The organism is Streptomyces rhizosphaerihabitans (genome assembly GCF_025399795.1).
Lineage (GTDB): Bacteria > Actinomycetota > Actinomycetes > Streptomycetales > Streptomycetaceae > Streptomyces > Streptomyces rhizosphaerihabitans.
On the sequence record NZ_JAODTZ010000028.1, the window covers coordinates 59443 to 76405 of the forward strand.

6 protein-coding genes are annotated in these 16963 nt (G+C 69.1%); 1 reads left to right on the forward strand and 5 read right to left on the reverse strand.

Annotated elements, in window-relative coordinates; translation table 11 throughout:
• Positions 1–50: 50 nt before the first annotated feature.
• The 5 genes from panD to N4G66_RS26080 all read right to left on the reverse strand — a co-directional run bounded on the left by panD (position 51) and on the right by N4G66_RS26080 (position 10232).
• Positions 51–470 carry an aspartate 1-decarboxylase gene (gene panD / locus N4G66_RS26060; protein WP_261706628.1) on the reverse strand — a complete coding sequence of 140 codons (420 nt, stop codon included), beginning with the start codon at positions 468–470 and terminating at the stop codon, positions 51–53.
• 146 nt (positions 471–616) lie between these two features.
• Entirely contained in the window at positions 617–1708 is a 1092-nt protein-coding gene (locus tag N4G66_RS26065) for a DNA helicase (RefSeq protein ID WP_261706629.1), read from the reverse strand.
• The gene (locus N4G66_RS26070; RefSeq protein WP_261706630.1) at positions 1705–3558 is read right to left on the reverse strand and encodes a DUF1998 domain-containing protein; all 1854 of its coding nucleotides are present in this window, start codon (positions 3556–3558) and stop codon (positions 1705–1707) included. Before N4G66_RS26070 ends, N4G66_RS26065 begins: the two co-directional genes overlap by 4 nt.
• Entirely contained in the window at positions 3555–6692 is a 3138-nt protein-coding gene (locus N4G66_RS26075) for a helicase-related protein (protein WP_261706631.1), read from the reverse strand. The genes N4G66_RS26070 and N4G66_RS26075 overlap by 4 nt, the downstream gene beginning before the upstream one ends.
• Positions 6693–6755: 63 nt before the next feature.
• Positions 6756–10232 (reverse strand): sigma-70 family RNA polymerase sigma factor, encoded by a 3477-nt coding sequence (locus tag N4G66_RS26080; protein WP_261706632.1) that lies wholly within the window; start codon positions 10230–10232, stop codon positions 6756–6758.
• Positions 10233–10698: 466 nt separating this feature from the next.
• Here N4G66_RS26080 and N4G66_RS26085 point away from each other — a divergent pair, with 466 nt between their 5' ends.
• Complete coding sequence (locus N4G66_RS26085; protein WP_391858883.1) at positions 10699–16947, forward strand: protein kinase domain-containing protein; 6249 nt, start codon at positions 10699–10701, stop codon at positions 16945–16947.
• Positions 16948–16963 lie beyond the last annotated feature (16 nt).

Below are 16963 nucleotides of genomic sequence, written 5' to 3' on the forward strand. Positions count from 1 at the left end.
GGGCACTCCTCGGGTCCTCGGTTCCAGGGGTCCTGCGATGCCGTCGCGGATCAGGCGGTGACGGCCTGCGGGCTGCGCTGCTGGTCCGAGCCCGGTACCGGCTCGGAGGGATCGGCACCGAGGGCCACGATCCGGTTGTCGCGGTCCACGTGCACGACGCTCGGCCGAAGCGCCCGCGCCTCGGCGTCGGTGACCTGAGCGTAACTGATGATGATCACCAGGTCACCGGGGTGCACGAGATGGGCCGCCGCTCCGTTGATCCCGACGACCCCCGAACCGCGCTCCCCCTCGATGACGTACGTCTCCAGGCGGGCGCCGTTGGTGATGTCGACGATGTGGACGAGCTCACCGGGCAGCAGATCGGCGGCGTCCAGCAGATCGGCGTCGATGGTGACGGATCCGACGTAGTGCAGGTCGGCCTGGGTGACCGTGGCACGGTGGATCTTGGACTTGAACATGGTACGAAGCATGAGGAAACTCCCGGAATGTCTGCTCCCTGCCTGCTTCGCAGGTCAAGGGCCTCCTCGGCACCCTACAACGATCCGGAAACGCGGTCGGCCTTCCCAAGGTTTTCAGAATTCACGCTGGCCCGTGGCCGACTCTTCTGAAGCCATCGTTATCCGCGAAGCAGGTCGCCGGAGCCCACCTGCGCGCAGAGAGGCGGCTCCGTGTCTCCCTCGTATGCCAGATGGAGCTCACGTCGTGCCCGGGTTGCCAGAACGTAGTACGTCATGCGCAGGGCGGCCGAGGTGGGATCGACGGCCGCGTCTGTATGCGTGTCCGGGATGACGACCGTGTCGAAGCCCAGTCCTTTGGCGCTCGCCCGGTGGACGAGCACGATCCCCGGGCGGCCGAGATCCAGCGTGCGGTACCGGTTGTTTCCCGCGCGGGCCTGAGACGTGTACAGCTGCGGTTTCAGCCGCGGTGCCCTGCGCTCCAGACTGCCGAGCAGTGAGAACTGGGTGTGTGTGGAATTCACGATCACACCGATGCTCTGCCGCGGGTGTCTTTGTGCCAGCAGAATCAGCAGGTCGGCCGCACCGTGACGCGGTAGATGGTGCAGGCGCGTTGGTGGCCCTTCACCTTCCGGGAGGACGGGCAGACCGCGCCCCGTGTGGAAGTGGGCGGCGAAGGAGGCGATCTGGCGTGTGTTGCGGTGGTTGCCGTCGAGTTCGAACCGTGTACAGCGGCCCAACCTCTCAGCTATCTCCGCGAGCGTGGCGTTGGTGTCGGTCAGGCGCTGGCACTCGTCCGCGAACACTGTTGTACGCGCTCCGAGCAGCCGGCAGAACCGATAGAACTCCGGGGGCAGGTCCTGGCCTTCGTCGACGACAAGAGTGAGTTCGGCGACAGGGCCCACCTGTGCGGCACGCTCGTAGAAGGCGGGCCAGTCGAACCAGCCGTCGGTGCCGCGCGGGGGCTGTCCCCCGTACCACTCGGTGAGCCACGCGTGTGCGGTCGCGACGCGCACGCTGCGGTCCGCCGGACCGAGCGTGTGTACGGTCGCGGCCAGTGACTGGCGGAGCAGATTGGACCGGGTCAGCACGACTACAGGGGTCCCGGTGAGAGCCAGCATGATGGCCCGCTGGACCGCCAGAAGGCTCTTGCCACTGCCGGGCGGACCGCTGACCAGGTGATTGCCGTCGAAGGGCAGCCCTTCGAGACAGGAGCGCTGTTCCGGTACAAGGTCGCGGTACGTGAGGGTCACAATCCCTCCAGGGCATCCGCCGCGGCGCTCCGAGCGGCAGTGACGATCGACTCCAGGTACCCGGGTACCTGTTCACCTCCGATGACGAGAGCCCGGTCGAGGAGGGTGTTGCCGGTCTCGCAACTCGTCTCGGGCAGCAGGGCGCAGGCGTGACAGGCCGCGCGATTGAGGTTGCCGAAACCTTGGCCGGCGTGCTCGGCGCAGAGGGGGTCGGCCGAGCACCAGGCGGCGGCTTCGGTCATCCGCAGCAGGGTCTCGGCGAGGCGCGGCGCCTCACCCTGTTGCACGAGCCCGCCCAGGGTCCCTTCGGCGTCCCCAGCCGCGGTGTAGATGAGGATGCCGTACTGGTCCTGTTCGGGCCGTCCGTAGATACGTTCGCGCAGGCTGGCCGTCGTGTAGCCGGATTCGAAGGAGAGCTGGCGGATCAGCAGGTGAGCGAGGGTGTGCAGGAGGACGAAACGCGGGGAGAGGCTTTCCCCGGTCAGGGCTTGAAGCCTGTCCTTCTGGAAGGAACGGTCGAAGTCCGCGCGGATTCCGGCAACGCGACGGCGCACCTCTGCCTCGCCCTCCCATGCGGTGAGTTCGGCCTTGTCGAGGGTGAGGAGGATGCCTTCACCGAAGACCTCCACAGCCGGAAGCCACTTGAGCCGCCGAGCCGTGTCGGCGGGGACAAGGCTCGCGTCCGGAGAGACCCGGCTGAACCCGGACAGGGCCCGCACCTCGCGCAGCCGGTCGGCGAGGACGATCCGTCCGATGCGGCGGTGCAGGCCTGCCCAGGGTTCGGCGGTCTCCTGGCTGAGCCCGAGGGTTGTCTCGCGCAACGCGAAGTTCCGCGTGGCGACGGGTACCGGTGTGGTGAACGCGGTCCACTCCTCACGGCTGAGGTCGGGGCGGGCCGGTGCCGCATCCGCGCCGGATGGGGCAGCGGCCAGGGGCTGCCCCGTCTCCTCGGCGAGCAGGGCGTCGAGGACCTGATCGTCCGCGCCGGTGTCCTCCTGGATCATCGCGCGGAACACATCGGCGCGCGGGGTGCCCGCGACCCGGCAGAGCGACACCCATAGGTCGTGCTCGCGTACGCGTCCGGCGAGTTCGTCGTCGCCCTGCGACACCGGCACGTCGGACTCCGGGATGTCGAGCGCCGAGTGCACGACCGGGTAGTAGAGGTTGCCCGCCGTACGTTGCACGATCTGTACAGGTTTCACGCACTCCGTGGCTTCATTGGCCCGCTGCCAGGGGTTGCGCCCTGAGCAGCGCATACCGTGTGTGCCGAGGATGTCGAGCAGGTCGCGCGAAGCCCCGCACCCCTGAGCCTTGCAGATGATGGAGAGCGCTTCGAGGCCGGAGGCGCGCTCGGACACGAGGAAATGGAGTCTCTCGCGTTCGCCGCACTGCCGGCGTTCCCCGGCTTCTCGCCGCGAGTGGGCCCAGAACCACCAGTCGACGTCGCTGAGATGGCCGGCCGCGCAGATCTGCACGAACCGCATGGGGGCCAGTGTCCGGCCGGGCGAACAGGACGGGCAGCGGGGCGGTTGTCCCGGCCTCTCGTCGGCGATGCGCCAGCGCTTCATACGGCGGCATGCACCGCAGAACAGCCAGGACGGGAAGCGGATGTACGGGGCGCCCGGAGCATCGGGGGTATCGAAGCGGTCATTGGCCGTGGGGGGTGCGGCGTAGAACCCGGTGACGCCAAGCCGGTTGGCGAGCCGGGGTGACTCGACGCGCTGTCTGGCCTTCTGCGGCCAGTCGCCGATACCGGTGGCGACGAACGACTCGCCCTGAATGTCGAAGACGGCCCCGACTCCGAAGGGCAGAACGGTCTGCGACTGGCGTACGCGAAGCGTGCGGCTCACAGGTCGGCCCCCTTGACCATCACCTGGCATTCCCGGTCGACGTTGCGCATGGAGTTAGGTGTCTCCCAAAGGCCGTAGCGTTGTTCGAAGCTCTTGATCAGGTTGGATTGGCCCTTGCCCTGGCTGCGGTAGTACAGCTCGCGGCCGTCTTTACGGGCCTCGCGTGCGGCGTCCTCCCAGTCGGCGAGGAGTTCCGCGAGCTCCTTGCGTACGGCGTCGGCGGCGTACGGTTCACCAGTGGCGGCCCGTGTCACCAACTCCTCTACGAGGGACTCCGCTTCAGGCAGTCGGTCGAGGATCTGACCCGCCTGGTTCTCGGCGGCGAGGCCGAGACGGTGCCGTACGAGGATGACGAGTGCGGCATGCAGGGCGCGCCGCCGGGACGGGACGGACCAGGGGGTGACACTGGTCGGTTCCACATGCCGGTAGAGCGAGCGGTGGTACACGTCGAAGGTCTCGTAGTGTGAACGGTCCCTGGGACGAGTGGCGTTGAAGAAGGTGACGACGAGACCGGGAACGGTGTGCCGACCGACCCGACTGGTGGCCTGGATGTATTCGGCCGTCGTCTTGGGCTGCCCCTGCATGAGCATCAGTGCGAGCCGCTTCACGTCGATGCCGACGGACAGCATGTTGGTGCAGGGCAGGAACGACACCGACTGCGGGTCGCCCCAGGGCTTTTCGAGGCGATCGAGGAGGACGGGCTGCTCGGCCCGCGGCAGGTTACTGGTCAGCTCTTGCACTTGATGGTCCATCAATTTCCTCACCCCCGAGCCTGAGTCCAGCCCTGTGAGCTGTGCGGGGATGTCGTCACCCGCCGCTGTGACCGTGCGGCCGAGTTCACGGAGGCTGTGATGGTAGGCGACGAGAGTCCAGTAGGCGTCCCGATGCTCTTCAGGCAGCTCGAAGGCGCCTTGGAGCATCGCGGCAGCGGTGGCTACGGCCGCGCGGCCGGCGGTATGCCCCTGGGCCATGACGCCGAGATAGCGGCGGCCGGGACGGGACGTGTCCGGTTCGGCGAAGTAGGAGTGGCGGGCGTCGAGTCCAGCGGGTGGGAAGAGCTGGGCGTCGCTGCCGTACAGGGCTCGGATCTGTTCGCCCGAGCGGCGGATCGTCGCCGTGGATGCCACGACCTTGGGTCCGATGCCTTCGCGGGTGGTGCACAGCCCGAGTACGGCCGCCTCGTACAGGCCGACCGTGGTACCGAGCGGGCCGGTGAGCAGGTGCAGCTCGTCCTGGATGACGAGGGACGGAGGCAGGTTGTGGCTGTCCGTGCCGAACAACCGTCCCGAGCGTGGTTCCCACGCGAGCCGGGCGAACTTGTCCACGGTACCGAGGACGAAGGTGGGCGGACGGTCGTACAACTGCTCATCGACGACGGCGACGGGCAGTTCGTCGTGGAAGGCGCACTCCTCGCGCGGGCAGAAGAACGCGAACGAATCCGCGCCGGCACGTACTCCGTAGTCCCCCATGTCGGGCGACTTGTGGGCAGGCATGATGCGCGTGCCGCACCAGGGACAGCGGTCCAAGATGAACACATCGTCGGGCCGGGCGGCACCGCGCACGTCGTCGAAGACCGCCCGGGCCTTCTCGTACGAGTTGGGGGAGGTCGCCTCGCCTACCCACAGCCCGATGGAGAAGGGTTCATCCCCGTAGGATGCCGGGTCGGTGCGGCGCAGGGTCTCCAGGGCGCAGATGGTGGTGGCCGCTCGCTGGAACTGCTGGGTGGTGAGAAGGCTCAGGGTGTAGCGGCTCAGCACCGCGGTTCCGCCGCCGTCGCTCTCCCCGCGGCGCAGCACCATGACGAAGGCGGCGAGCAGCAGGTACGCCTCTGTCTTACCACCGCCGGTGGGGAACCAGATGAGGTCGGTGGTCGTCCGGTCGCGATGCCGGGGGTCGGCCACGCCGTCCAGGGCCAGCAGGAAGAACGCGAGCTGGAAGGGCCGCCAAACGGCATGTGGGCTCGGCTCCGGCTCAAGGAGCACAGCATCGCGTCGGGTCCGGCGCTCTCCTGCCTGATCGCTGGCCGAGTGCCGCATCTGGAGGGCCATAGCACGGTTCGCGGTGCGGAAGGCACGCAGAAGTTCGGGCCGCGCGGGATCACAAAGGGTACGGACGCCCGACTCGATCCGGGTGACGGCGGCGTCGATGCGGGCCAGGACACGGTCGGCGGCATCGCGGCCCCAGGCGGGGATCTCGGTGTTCAGCTGTCCGACGTACCAGGCTCGATAGTAGGCGGCGAACTCCGCCAGTTCTTCGTGGAGTTGAGCGAGCGGTACGGCGGGATCGGCGAGGTGCAGCACGTTCAGTACGGGGGATCCGGTGAAACCGGCGGCCCGGACACCGCTGACCTCGGCCTCCGGCATGACGGCGGCCTTCAAGGCGACCACTTTCCGACCGCCGCGCTCATCACCTACGGCGTACTGTTCCTCGACCGCGCACCCGTGGCCGACGGCATGGGTACGGACGTGCCGGTACTGGAGCCGCAGCTCCTGCTCCTCCAGGTCACGGCTGGCCAGCCGCACGCTCGGATAGGGCAGCACACCGCCGTCCGCGGGCCGCGCCTCCAGTTCGACCTGGAAGAGCATCCGGTCCCATTGCGCGGCCTTGCCCAGTATCTGTTCGTGGTGAGCGGTGTTGACCAGAGCTACGGTGACGAGCTGTCCGGAGCCGAAGGCGCGTCTGCGGATTCGGATCTCGGCACGTCCGTCGAGGACGGGGACGCGGTCCGAGCCGGGGCCGAGGGCGTGGGTCTCCGCGGGCAGGGGTACGCGTTCCCAGCGGCGGCCCCGCTCACCGGTGGCGGCGAGCGTCTTGTAGCGCGCTCCGGCACAGCGGACCTCGACGGTGGTGGCGTCGGTGTAGAAGCTGAGGCCGAGCGAGGACGGCAGCCAGGAGTTGGCCTCGGGCACGGGATCCGCCGCCGGAGCCGTGTCCTCGGCCCCACCCTCCGTGCCGACACCCTCCAGCTCCTCGGCGGCGAGGTCCAGCTGTCTTTGAAGGTCCGCCTCCTGCGGATACAGCGTGCCCATGAGGTACTCGCGGTCCGGAGGCGCTTCGAGCAACTCGTGCTCCCCTGAGGCGGGGCCGACGAGCCGGCGGTGCAGGTAGGCGACGAGTTCCTGTCGGGGGTTCATGGTCGTGCTCCTGAATCGGTACGAGTGGTACAGGGCGCGGGGCGCACGGGGTGCGGGGCGAGGTCAGGACCGGCGCCAGCGATCCCGGAGCGTGGAGCGGTTGGCCGCGGCATCTCGCTCGGCGGCGAGCTGTTGTTGCAGCTCGGTGATGCGCGCCCAGGCATCGTGCTCGGCCTGGGCGATCCGCTCCGCAGCCCGCTGTTCAGCAGCCTGCACCTGACCCGTCGCCTGCCATCTGGCCGCGTGCAGTGCCGCGTCGCGTTCGGCGAGCAGGGTCTCTGCCTGGCTCAGCCGATGTTCCAGGCCCGCGATGCGGGCCTCCCCTTCCTCCCGATAGCGCCGCAGCCGCTGCCCTGTCTCCTCCGCCCTGCGTTGGGCTTCGTCCGCCCGCAGGGCCAACGATGCTGCCCGTTCCCCAGCCGTGCTCGCCCTTTGTTCTGCATCGTTCGCGCGCGGCTCGAACGATGCGGCGAGCTGTTCGGCGTTCTTTGCGCGCTGTTCGGCCCGCGCGGCACGTTCGAGGGCTGCGGCCAAGGCCGTCCGTGCGGCGCGTTCTTTCTGCAGGGCGTGTTCAGCTCGATCGGCCAGGGTCTGTCGTTCCTCACGGTGCTCATCCTGGAGACGTGCGATCCGCTCTTCGCTGTGTGCTTGGAGGTACCGCTCTCTCCGGAGCAGAGTCTTGTCCGCGCGGCGTAGCAGCGTCTCTTCCAGAGCGTCGAGCTGCTGTTCGGTGTCCGCGAGGGCGGCGGTGCGTCGGGCTTCGGCAGACTGCCGAGCCTCGGCGAGGTCGCGTCGGGCCTCGTCGCGTACCCGCGTCAGTTCGGCTTCATGTTCACGGCGTACGTCGTTGAGACGCTGCTCAGAGTCGTCATCCGCCTTCGCCTTGTCCCACCCGCTGCCGCGGTGTGCGGTCCCAGCCGGGGACACCTCCTCCGGGGTACGAGCGTCCAAGGTCAGACACGTGTCCTCCACAGGAGTCGGCTTCCGCGGTATGCCGGGCGCCTCCACCTGGGTGTCGTCCGGCGCGGCCGCCGCATCATGGTCCGGCGGGTTGACCGCATGCACCTGAGCGGTGTCCAAAGGTTCCGAGAGCGTATTCGAGAAGGACTCCATCGCCGGTCTGTCCGGCGAACCGCCGACGCGCGTCACCCTCTGGGCTGCATGCGGCACCTCTGCGACGAACTCCCGCAGCGAGTCACGCACAGCAAGGCGCGACTCGCTCAACACCAGCGGCTTGGCGGCCAGATATGCACGCGGGCTCACGCCGACCAGCGCCTCGGCGGGCCTTTCGAAGAAGTCCTCCGGCCGCAGACCGAGCCCCTTTACGGTGTCGAACACACGCCTCAGTACTTCTAGGGCCGTAATCTCAGGCCGGTCGAGTGCCGTCCTGTCCCGCACAGCACGCACGACGTTCTCGGCTGAGGACGAGCCGAGCAGAACGGCGAGTTGCGCATGCCCCAACGCCAGCAGCGCGTACTCGGCGAGCCACGCCACTCCCTCGCCGAGACCAATCTGCATCCGCAGCGCCCGCTGCCAGTCCGCTGTGTACTGAGCGGGGGCTTCCACCGGTTCGGGAGTGGAAGCCCCGCTCGCCTCGGTGACGGCCGGCGCCGAATACGAACGCTCGGGCGCAGGCTCCTCCACCGGCTCCGCGCACGGCTTCTGCGCCTGCTCCATACCCGACGTGGCATCGGGCCCGGTGACCGCTGTTCCAGGAGCGTGCGCCACCGGCGGTCCGGAATCGTCCGGGCGTCCCTCGTGGCGCAGGTCCACCGCCTCCCCCGGGCCAGGGGCGGGAACGGTGACAACCACCGACCGCCTGTCCGCCGCGGATTCCTTCGACTCTTCAGCGTCTACGGTGTGCTCGCCGGGCTCGGCCATCTTGTCCTGGCCAAGGTGTTCACCGTCCGGCGCCTCTGGCGCCTCAGTCGACTGCAGATGGCCTTCCTGCAAAACCTCCTGTGGCGCGGGAGCAGGCAGCACATCACGCACTTGCTGCTTCTTTGCGCTTTGTCTCCGGGCCCCGGCTTTGGCATGCGGACCCACCCCTTCACCAGGCGATGAGGCGTCGGCCGCTACTTCAGGGCCGGATTCCCGGCCATCCTCATACCGATACGCGTCGGTGAGGCCGGCCGTCCTCAGCCGCTCCCTGAAGGCGACCAGGGTCTTGGTCTCGATCTGCCGGATGCGTTCCCGGGTCACCCCGAACTCTCGCCCCAGCTCATCGAGGGTCGAGGGTTCGTCCCGGTCCAGACCGAGACGCCGGACAAGGATCCGGGCCTCACGCTCGGTGAAGGTGTCGACGATCGCAAGCGCCTGTTCCAGAAGCCAGGCGTCCAGTACGCCTCTGTCCACGGGCGGCAGTGGATTCGTCCGGCCGATGAAGTCGCCCAGGGTGACCCCGTCACCGACGACGCGGTCGAGGGAGTCGGTGCGCCGGCTCAGTTTCCGGGCTTCCTCGACCTTTTTCATGGTCATGTCGCAGAACACAGCCACGTCGGCGACTCCGGCGGGCCGCCCCTGCATCGAGAGGGTGCGCTCCGCCAGGGCCACCTTGCGGACCTGTTCGTGCATATGGACGGGAATGCGGATGGTAGCGCCGTCGTCCGCGATGCCCCGAGCGATCGACTGGCGGACCCACCAGGTCGCGTACGTCGAGAACTTGAAGCCCTTGGCCGGGTCGAACTTCCGCGCCGCCCGCATCAGCCCCAACGCGCCGTGCTGGAACAGGTCGTCGTAGTCCAGACCCTGATCCAGATACCGGGGAACCATCTTGTGCACGAGCCGCTGATTGTGCAGGACGAAGCAGTCCCGTGCGCGGATCCGGAGATCGTCGGCCGGCAGGCCGCGCAGAGTCTCGTCGTCGGCCTCCTCCGCCACGTGGTCCGGTCCGCCCCGGACCAGCACGGCAAGTCCGACCTCCGCCTCGGCGGTCAGCAGATGCATGTCCGGCCGTCGCCGGACCCGGTCGCTCTCAAGGACAGCCATGGCAGCGGCCACAGCGGCCGTGAGGTCCCCGACGTCCCCGCCGATCGCCGCTTCCGGCAACGGGAAGGGGTCGTCGTCAGCGAGCCCCGCCGACTCGTACCCCTCGGCGTCGGCGAGGTCAGTGAGATCCATCGCCAGGGCGTCGGCTCCCGGGGCGGCCACGCCGGTCTCGGCCATCACGTTTCCGGCCTCCGCAAGCGCCTCCGCCGGCGCGGCGACCTCGCCACGGATCCGGGCCCCCGCCCGCAGAGCAGCCGCGTCCCTCGGACCCAGTCCGGCCAACCGTGCCACGCCGTCCACCACGCGCGCGGTCACATATCCCTCGGGGTCGGCATACCGGTTCAGCAGGGCACTGACGGCACCATCGGAGGGCGAGGCGGAATCGCACACATTTTCTTCACTGGATCGTGCAACCTTTTCCACATCTGGACTGTCACCTCCTGCATGCACAGCCGCACCCCGGACGGGCAGCCCAAGCCTGCCCAGCTCCTCACGCAGCCGCTCCAGCTCGACACCACCGAGCCCCAGCGCGCGAGCGTGCGCCACGAACACGGATTCCGGCACAGTGCCGTCGACCGCCGCCCGCCGAAGCCGGGCCAGGAGCTCCGCCAGGGCGGCCTTCAGCCCCGGCCCACGACCGCTCTCACCCTGCGCACCAGGCCCGGGCGCACTGCTGGATCCAGGTCCGGACGAACCCTCCGGCACGCCATACCCTCCGACGGACTGGCACCTCACACGCCCCACCCCCTACCCGATGACGCCGCGAGCATATTTGCGGCACGTTGACAATGTCAACAGATTGACATCTACCTTCAATCACCTTCCTCGTGTACGGTGGCGGACGCCACACTCTCGCTCTGCCACGATGAGCTGTGCGGCAACGAATGCAGGGGGCACCTTCTGTTCCCAGGCCCCGAGCGGGTGCGGGAACAAGACGGCAAAGGCGAGGGGAGCAGCGGTGAGCCAGGAACTGCTGGGCGGCAGGTTCCGCATCGGGCATGTCATCGGCAAGGGCAACATGGGAGAGGTCCATCGGGCCGAGGATCTCCAGGCCGCCGAGGGCACCGCTGAGCGCACGGTCGCCGTCAAGACCATCCTGCGCCGCCGTACCGGGACCCGGATCGACACCGCCGCCGACCCCAAGGCCGCCGAACGCTTCGCCCGTGAAGTGCGCATCATGCGTCGCCTCGACGACCCGAACCTCACCCGGATCGTCGACGGCGGGGTGGCGGAGGACCATGACGGTCTGCCCTACCTCGCCATGGAACTCCTGAACGGCGAGACGCTGCGCGATCTCATCGAGGAGGAGCGGCAGCTCCCCGTCACCTGGGCCGCGTCGATCGCCGCCCAGATCTCCTCCGGTCTCGCCGCCGCGCATGCCGCCGGTGTCGTCCACCGCGATCTCAAGCCCGCCAACGTCATGCTGACCCAGGGCGGCATCGTCAAGGTCCTCGACTTCGGTATGGGCCGCATCGTCGACGACCCGGACGAAGCCCGGCTGACCAGCACGGGCGTCAGCGTCGGCACCGCCCGCTACATGGCTCCGGAGCAGTTCGAGGCCAAGCAGGTCACGCAGGCCGCCGATCTGTACGCGTTGGGCTGCGTGCTCTACGAGATGCTCGTGGGCGTACCCCCGTTCACGAGCGAGTCCCCTTTCGAGCTGGCCGCCAAGCACACCCGCGAAGAACCGACGTCCATCACCCTCATCCGGAGCGGGATTCCCGCCGAGCTCATCCGGCTCGTCGACCGTCTTCTCGCCAAAGACCCGGCGGCCCGTCCCGCCGACGCGGTGGCCGTACGCGACGCACTCCTCCCCCTGGCCGGACATGACGGCGACGTCTCGCCGCTGCCGCACTGGAGCGCACTGGATCCGACCCGCCCTCTCCGCAGCCCTGCGGCCCAGGCCCCCGCGCAGCGGGCCGCCTCGTCACCGAAGCCGGTGCCTCCCAAGGCCTCCGGCGCGGGCATGGACGTCTTCGGTGTCCACCGCACGCTCATCAAGGACTACCGCTCCTTCACCGAGGGCGGCACCGTCATCCGTGACGACCGCATCTCGGCGTTCGTCGAGGACGACCTCAACAACAAGTCGCAGTGGCCCGACCCGTGGCTGTCGCTGAACCCGTTCTTCCAGGGCGGCGGCACAGTGGTCGAACTCGCCGGCCAGAAGGTGCTCCACGACGAGTGCGCCCGTATCTTCCAGGCGAAGAAGACCGAGGGCGGCACGGTCCCCGACGGTCGCCCGCTGACACTCCACCAACATCAGCGTGAGGCCATCGACGCCGCCAAGTCACGTGCCTCGTACGTGCTGACGACGGGTACCGGTTCCGGCAAGTCACTCGCCTACATCGTGCCGATCGTGAACAAGGTGCTTCACGACCGGGACGCCGAGGGACCCAAGACCGAGAAGCGGGTACGGGCGATCATCGTCTACCCGATGAACGCACTCGCCAACAGCCAGCTCAAGGAGCTGGAGAAGTACCTGCGCGACGGTTACGGCGCGGGACACGAGCCGGTCACCTTCGCCCGGTACACGGGCCAGGAGGACGACGAGAAGCGCAAGGAGATCCGCGACAACCCGCCGGACATCCTGCTCACCAACTACGTCATGCTCGAACTGATGCTGACCCGCCCCGCCGACCGGGCGAGTCTCATCAAGATGGCGCGGGGGCTCGAGTTCCTCGTCTTCGACGAGCTGCACACCTACCGCGGTCGTCAGGGCGCCGACGTCGCCCTGCTGATCCGCCGGGTCCGCGAGGCCTGCCAGGCGCAGGACCTCCAGTGCATCGGTACCTCTGCCACCATGTCGACGGAGGGCACGCTCGACGACCAGAAGAACGTCGTGGCCGGAGTGGCGAGCACCCTGTTCGGTACACCGGTGCGCCCCGAACACGTCATCGGCGAGACACTGGTCCGCGCGACCCACGAATCACCCGACGCCGTTCCCGCCGAGCGTCTCAACTCCCCAGCAGCTCCTCGCGCCTACGACGATCTCGTGCGCGACCCGTTGGCCCGCTGGATCGAATCGCGCTTCGGCCTGGCCACCGACGCGGCCACGGGGCGGCTGGTCCGACAGCAGCCCACGAAGATCGAGGTGGCGGCGAAGGAGCTGCACGAGCAGTCCGGGGTCGCCGAGGAGCAGTGCGTCGCCGCGATCCGCGCCACTCTGGAGGCCGGCTCTCAGGCCCGCCACCCGGTGACCGAGCGGCCGCTGTTCGCGTTCCGGCTGCACCAGTTCCTCTCCAAGGGCGACACCGTGTACGTCACCCTGGAGGACAAGCTCTCGCGCCACCTCACCCGCTCGTACCAGCTCGAACAGCCGGGAAGCAACGGCAAGTTGCTGATGCCGCTGGCGTTCTGCCGCGAGTGCGGCCAGGAGTATCTGACCGTGTGGCGCACGGAGAAGGACGGTGACGTCCGGTACGAGGCGCGCCGGGACACGTCCGCGACCGGCGGCCGTCAGGGCGACGGCTACCTGTACGTCGACCACGAACGAGCGTGGCCGTCCAACGTCCAGTACGCCGTGGACGACCGCCGACTGCCCGAGTCCTGGCTGGAGTTGGACGACAAGGGCCAGGAGGTCGTCAAGAAGTCGTACCGCGACCGGGTACCGCGCGCCGTCACGGTCGATCCGCTCGGCCGTGAGGGGAGCGGCGAACTCCAGGCCGCGTTCATCCCCTCGCCCTTCCTCTTCTGTCTGCACTGCGGTGTCGCGTACGAGCAGACGCGCGGCCGGGACTTCGCGAAGCTGGCGACGCTCGACCAGGAGGGCCGCTCCTCCGCGACCTCGCTGATCTCGGCGTCGGTGGTGCGGTCGCTGAAGTCGGTGCCGGAAGAAGTCCTCGACAAGGAGGCGCGCAAGCTCCTCACGTTCGTCGACAACCGGCAGGACGCGTCCCTCCAGGCGGGGCACTTCAACGACTTCGTGCAGATCACGCAGTTGCGGGGGGCTCTGTACCGGGCGGCTCTGGACGCGGGTGAGGACGGTGTCCACCACGAGGAGCTGGCCTCCGCGGTGACGAACGCACTCTCCATGGACCCGGCCGACTACACGGGTGAGAGCGACCTGCCGCCCTCTCTGGCCCGCAACGCCGCCAAGACCCTCCGCGACGTGATCGCGTTCCGGCTCTATCTGGACCTGGAGCGCGGCTGGCGCATCACGATGCCGAACCTGGAGCAGACCGGCCTGCTGGAGATCGGCTACGAGGACCTGGACTGGGTGGCGACCAAGCAGGACCGGTGGGCGGGCACGCACGAGGCGCTGCGTGACGCCGACCCGGCGCTCCGGGCCGAGGTCATGAAGGCGCTGCTCAACGAGATGCGCCGCTCGCTCGCCATCGACGTCTCGTACTTCCGTGACGACTTCGACTCGCTCCAGAGGGCGAGCGAGGAGCGGCTGATCGACCCGTGGGTGCTGTCCGCCGCCGACAAGCCGAAGGTCGGCACCGCCTATCCGCACCCTTCCCGCCCCGGCATGGACCGCTCGGCCCTGTTCCTCTCGGCCCGCGGCAAGTTCGGCAAGTACCTGCGGCGCGCGGACACCTCGTTCAAGAAGCTCGACCCGGCCGATCTCCAGCTGGTCATCGAGGAGTTGCTGAAGGTTCTGGCCAAGGCCGGACTGGTGAAGGAGGTGACGGAGGCCCCGCAACGGGCGGGCCGCTACCGCAGGTCCTCCGCCCCCTCCGCGACCGGCTACCGGGTGGCCGCGCAATCTCTCATCTGGTGCGCGGGCAAGGGCGAGCGGGGGACGCACGACCCGCTGACACGCACCTACCAGAGCGGCGACGGTCCACGCGTCAACACCTTCTTCCGCGACCTGTACCGGGACGCGGCGGGCGCCCTGTCCGGCCTGTTCGCGCGCGAGCACACCGCACAGGTCTCGCCGGAGGAGCGGGAACAGCGCGAAGAGGCCTTCCGCAAGGCGGAGCTGAAACTGCTGTACTGCTCCCCGACGATGGAGCTGGGCGTCGACATCTCCCAGCTCAACGCCGTGATGATGCGCAACGTGCCGCCCACACCGGCGAACTACGCCCAGCGCTCGGGCCGCGCGGGCCGCAGCGGCCAGCCCGCCCTCGTCACCACCTACTGCGCGACGGGCAACAGCCACGACCAGTACTACTTCCGCCGTTCGGAGCGCATGGTGGCGGGCGCGGTCGCTCCGCCGCGCCTCGACCTCGCCAACGAGGACCTGGTCCTCTCCCATCTTCAGGGCATCTGGATCGCGGAGGCCGGCCTGAAACTGGGCCGAGCCGTCCCCGAGGTGCTCGATGTGTCGTACCCGGAGACGGGCGAGCGCCCGAGCCCCGCTCTGGAGCTTCTGCCGGACATCCTCGCGGCCTCTCTCGACGAGAGCGCCCGGCGCCGCACCGTCGACGCGGCCCTGCGCGTCCTCGGCCCGCTGCTGCCCGACTTCGCCGACACCACGTGGTGGCACGACGACTGGATCCAGGACCGCGTGCGGACCGTGGCGACCCGCTTCGACCGGGCCTTCGACCGCTGGCGTCAGCTGTTCCGCTCCGCGCTCGACGACCAGTACATCCAGAACAGGCGCCGCCTCGACTACAGCCTCACCGAGGGCGACCGCATCCGCGCCAACGCCCGCCGCCGTGAGGCCGAGACGCAGCTGAACCTGCTGATGAACGAGAGCGTCGACAGCAAGTCGGTCCTCTCCGACTTCAACCCGTACCGCTACCTGGCGTCCGAGGGCTTCCTGCCCGGCTACAGCTTCCCGCGGCTCCCGCTCGCCGCGTACATCCCGACCATCGGCCGCCGCCGCGGGGACGGCGACTACCTCCAGCGACCGCGCTTCCTCGCGATCCGCGAGTTCGGCCCGGGTGCGCTGATCTACCACGAGGGCGCCCGCTACCAGGTGACCCGCATCCAGCTGCCGCCGGACTCCTCGGGCGAGCTGGCGACCAGCGAGGCCCGCCGCTGCGGTCAGTGCGGCTACCACCACGACCCGGAGCAGCTCGAGGACCGCTGCGCCATGTGCAACGAGCCGCTGGGCTCGGCGACGTACGGGCTGCTGCACCTGCACACCGTGTACACGACCCGCCGCGAGCGGATCTCCTCCGACGAGGAGGAGCGGCGCCGCGCCGGCTTCAAGCTGGAGACGTCGTACCGCTTCCAGGATCACGGCACCCGTAAGGGCCGCCTGAACGCGGCGATCGCCGACGCCTCGGGCGCGCCGCTCGCCGAGGTCGCGTACGGCGACTCGGCGACCGTCCGGATCACCAACACCGGCCGGGTGCGCGCCAAGAGCGACGAGCCGGCCGGCTACTGGCTGGACCTCGCGGACGGCCGCTGGATGAACGACAAGGACGCCTCCGAGGCGTCCGGCGACTCCAGCGAACTGCCTGTCATCGACACCGACGGCAACGAGCGGCGCCGCAAGAAGCGGGTCATCCCGTACGTGGAGGACCGCCGCAACATCCTCGTCGTCACCCTCGACGAGGCCCTGCCGGAGCCGGTGGCGCTCTCCCTGATGTACGCCCTGGAGCGGGGCATCGAGGCCGCGTTCGAGCTGGAGGACGCCGAGCTGTCCAGCGAGCTCCTGCCGCCGGACGACGGCCCCCGCAACCGCATCCTGTTCACCGAGGCAGCCGAGGGCGGCGCGGGTGTGCTGCGCCGCCTCCAGGCGGAGGACGACGCCTTGGCCAAGGCAGCCGTACGCGCCCTCGACATCTGCCACTTCGACGCGGGCGGCAACGACCTGGGCGGCCCGCATCCGGACCGGCCGTGCGCGCTCGGCTGCTACGAGTGTCTCCTGACGTACGGCAACCAGCTCAACCACGCCCTCATCAACCGTCACTCGGTGCGGGACCTGCTGGTGCGGCTGGCGACTGCGACGGCCCGGCGGGAGTCGCGCGGCGAGTCCCGCTCGGAGCAGTACCGGCGCCTGCTCGACCAGGTCTCCCCCGCGGAGCCGACACCGGTCGAGGCGGCGGTAGGGGCATCGGCGGCCGAACTGGCGGCCCAGGGAGACTTCCTGGGCTGGGCGAAGGCACGTGGCCTGCGGCTGCCGGACGAACCGGGCTCGTTCCTCACCGAGGCGATGGCGACTCCCGACTACGTGTACCGCCTGCCCGGCGTGAACGTGGCGGTCTTCGTGGACTCGCCGGACAAGGAGCAGGACACCTTCCGGGACGAGGACGCCGAGGACCGCCTGTTCAACGCCCGCTGGGATGTCATCCGCTTCCCGCACGGCGCCGACTGGGACGCCGTCGCCGCCGCCAACGCCCGCTACTTCGGCTCTCCAGCCGCCAACTGACCGCCCATCCGGTCGA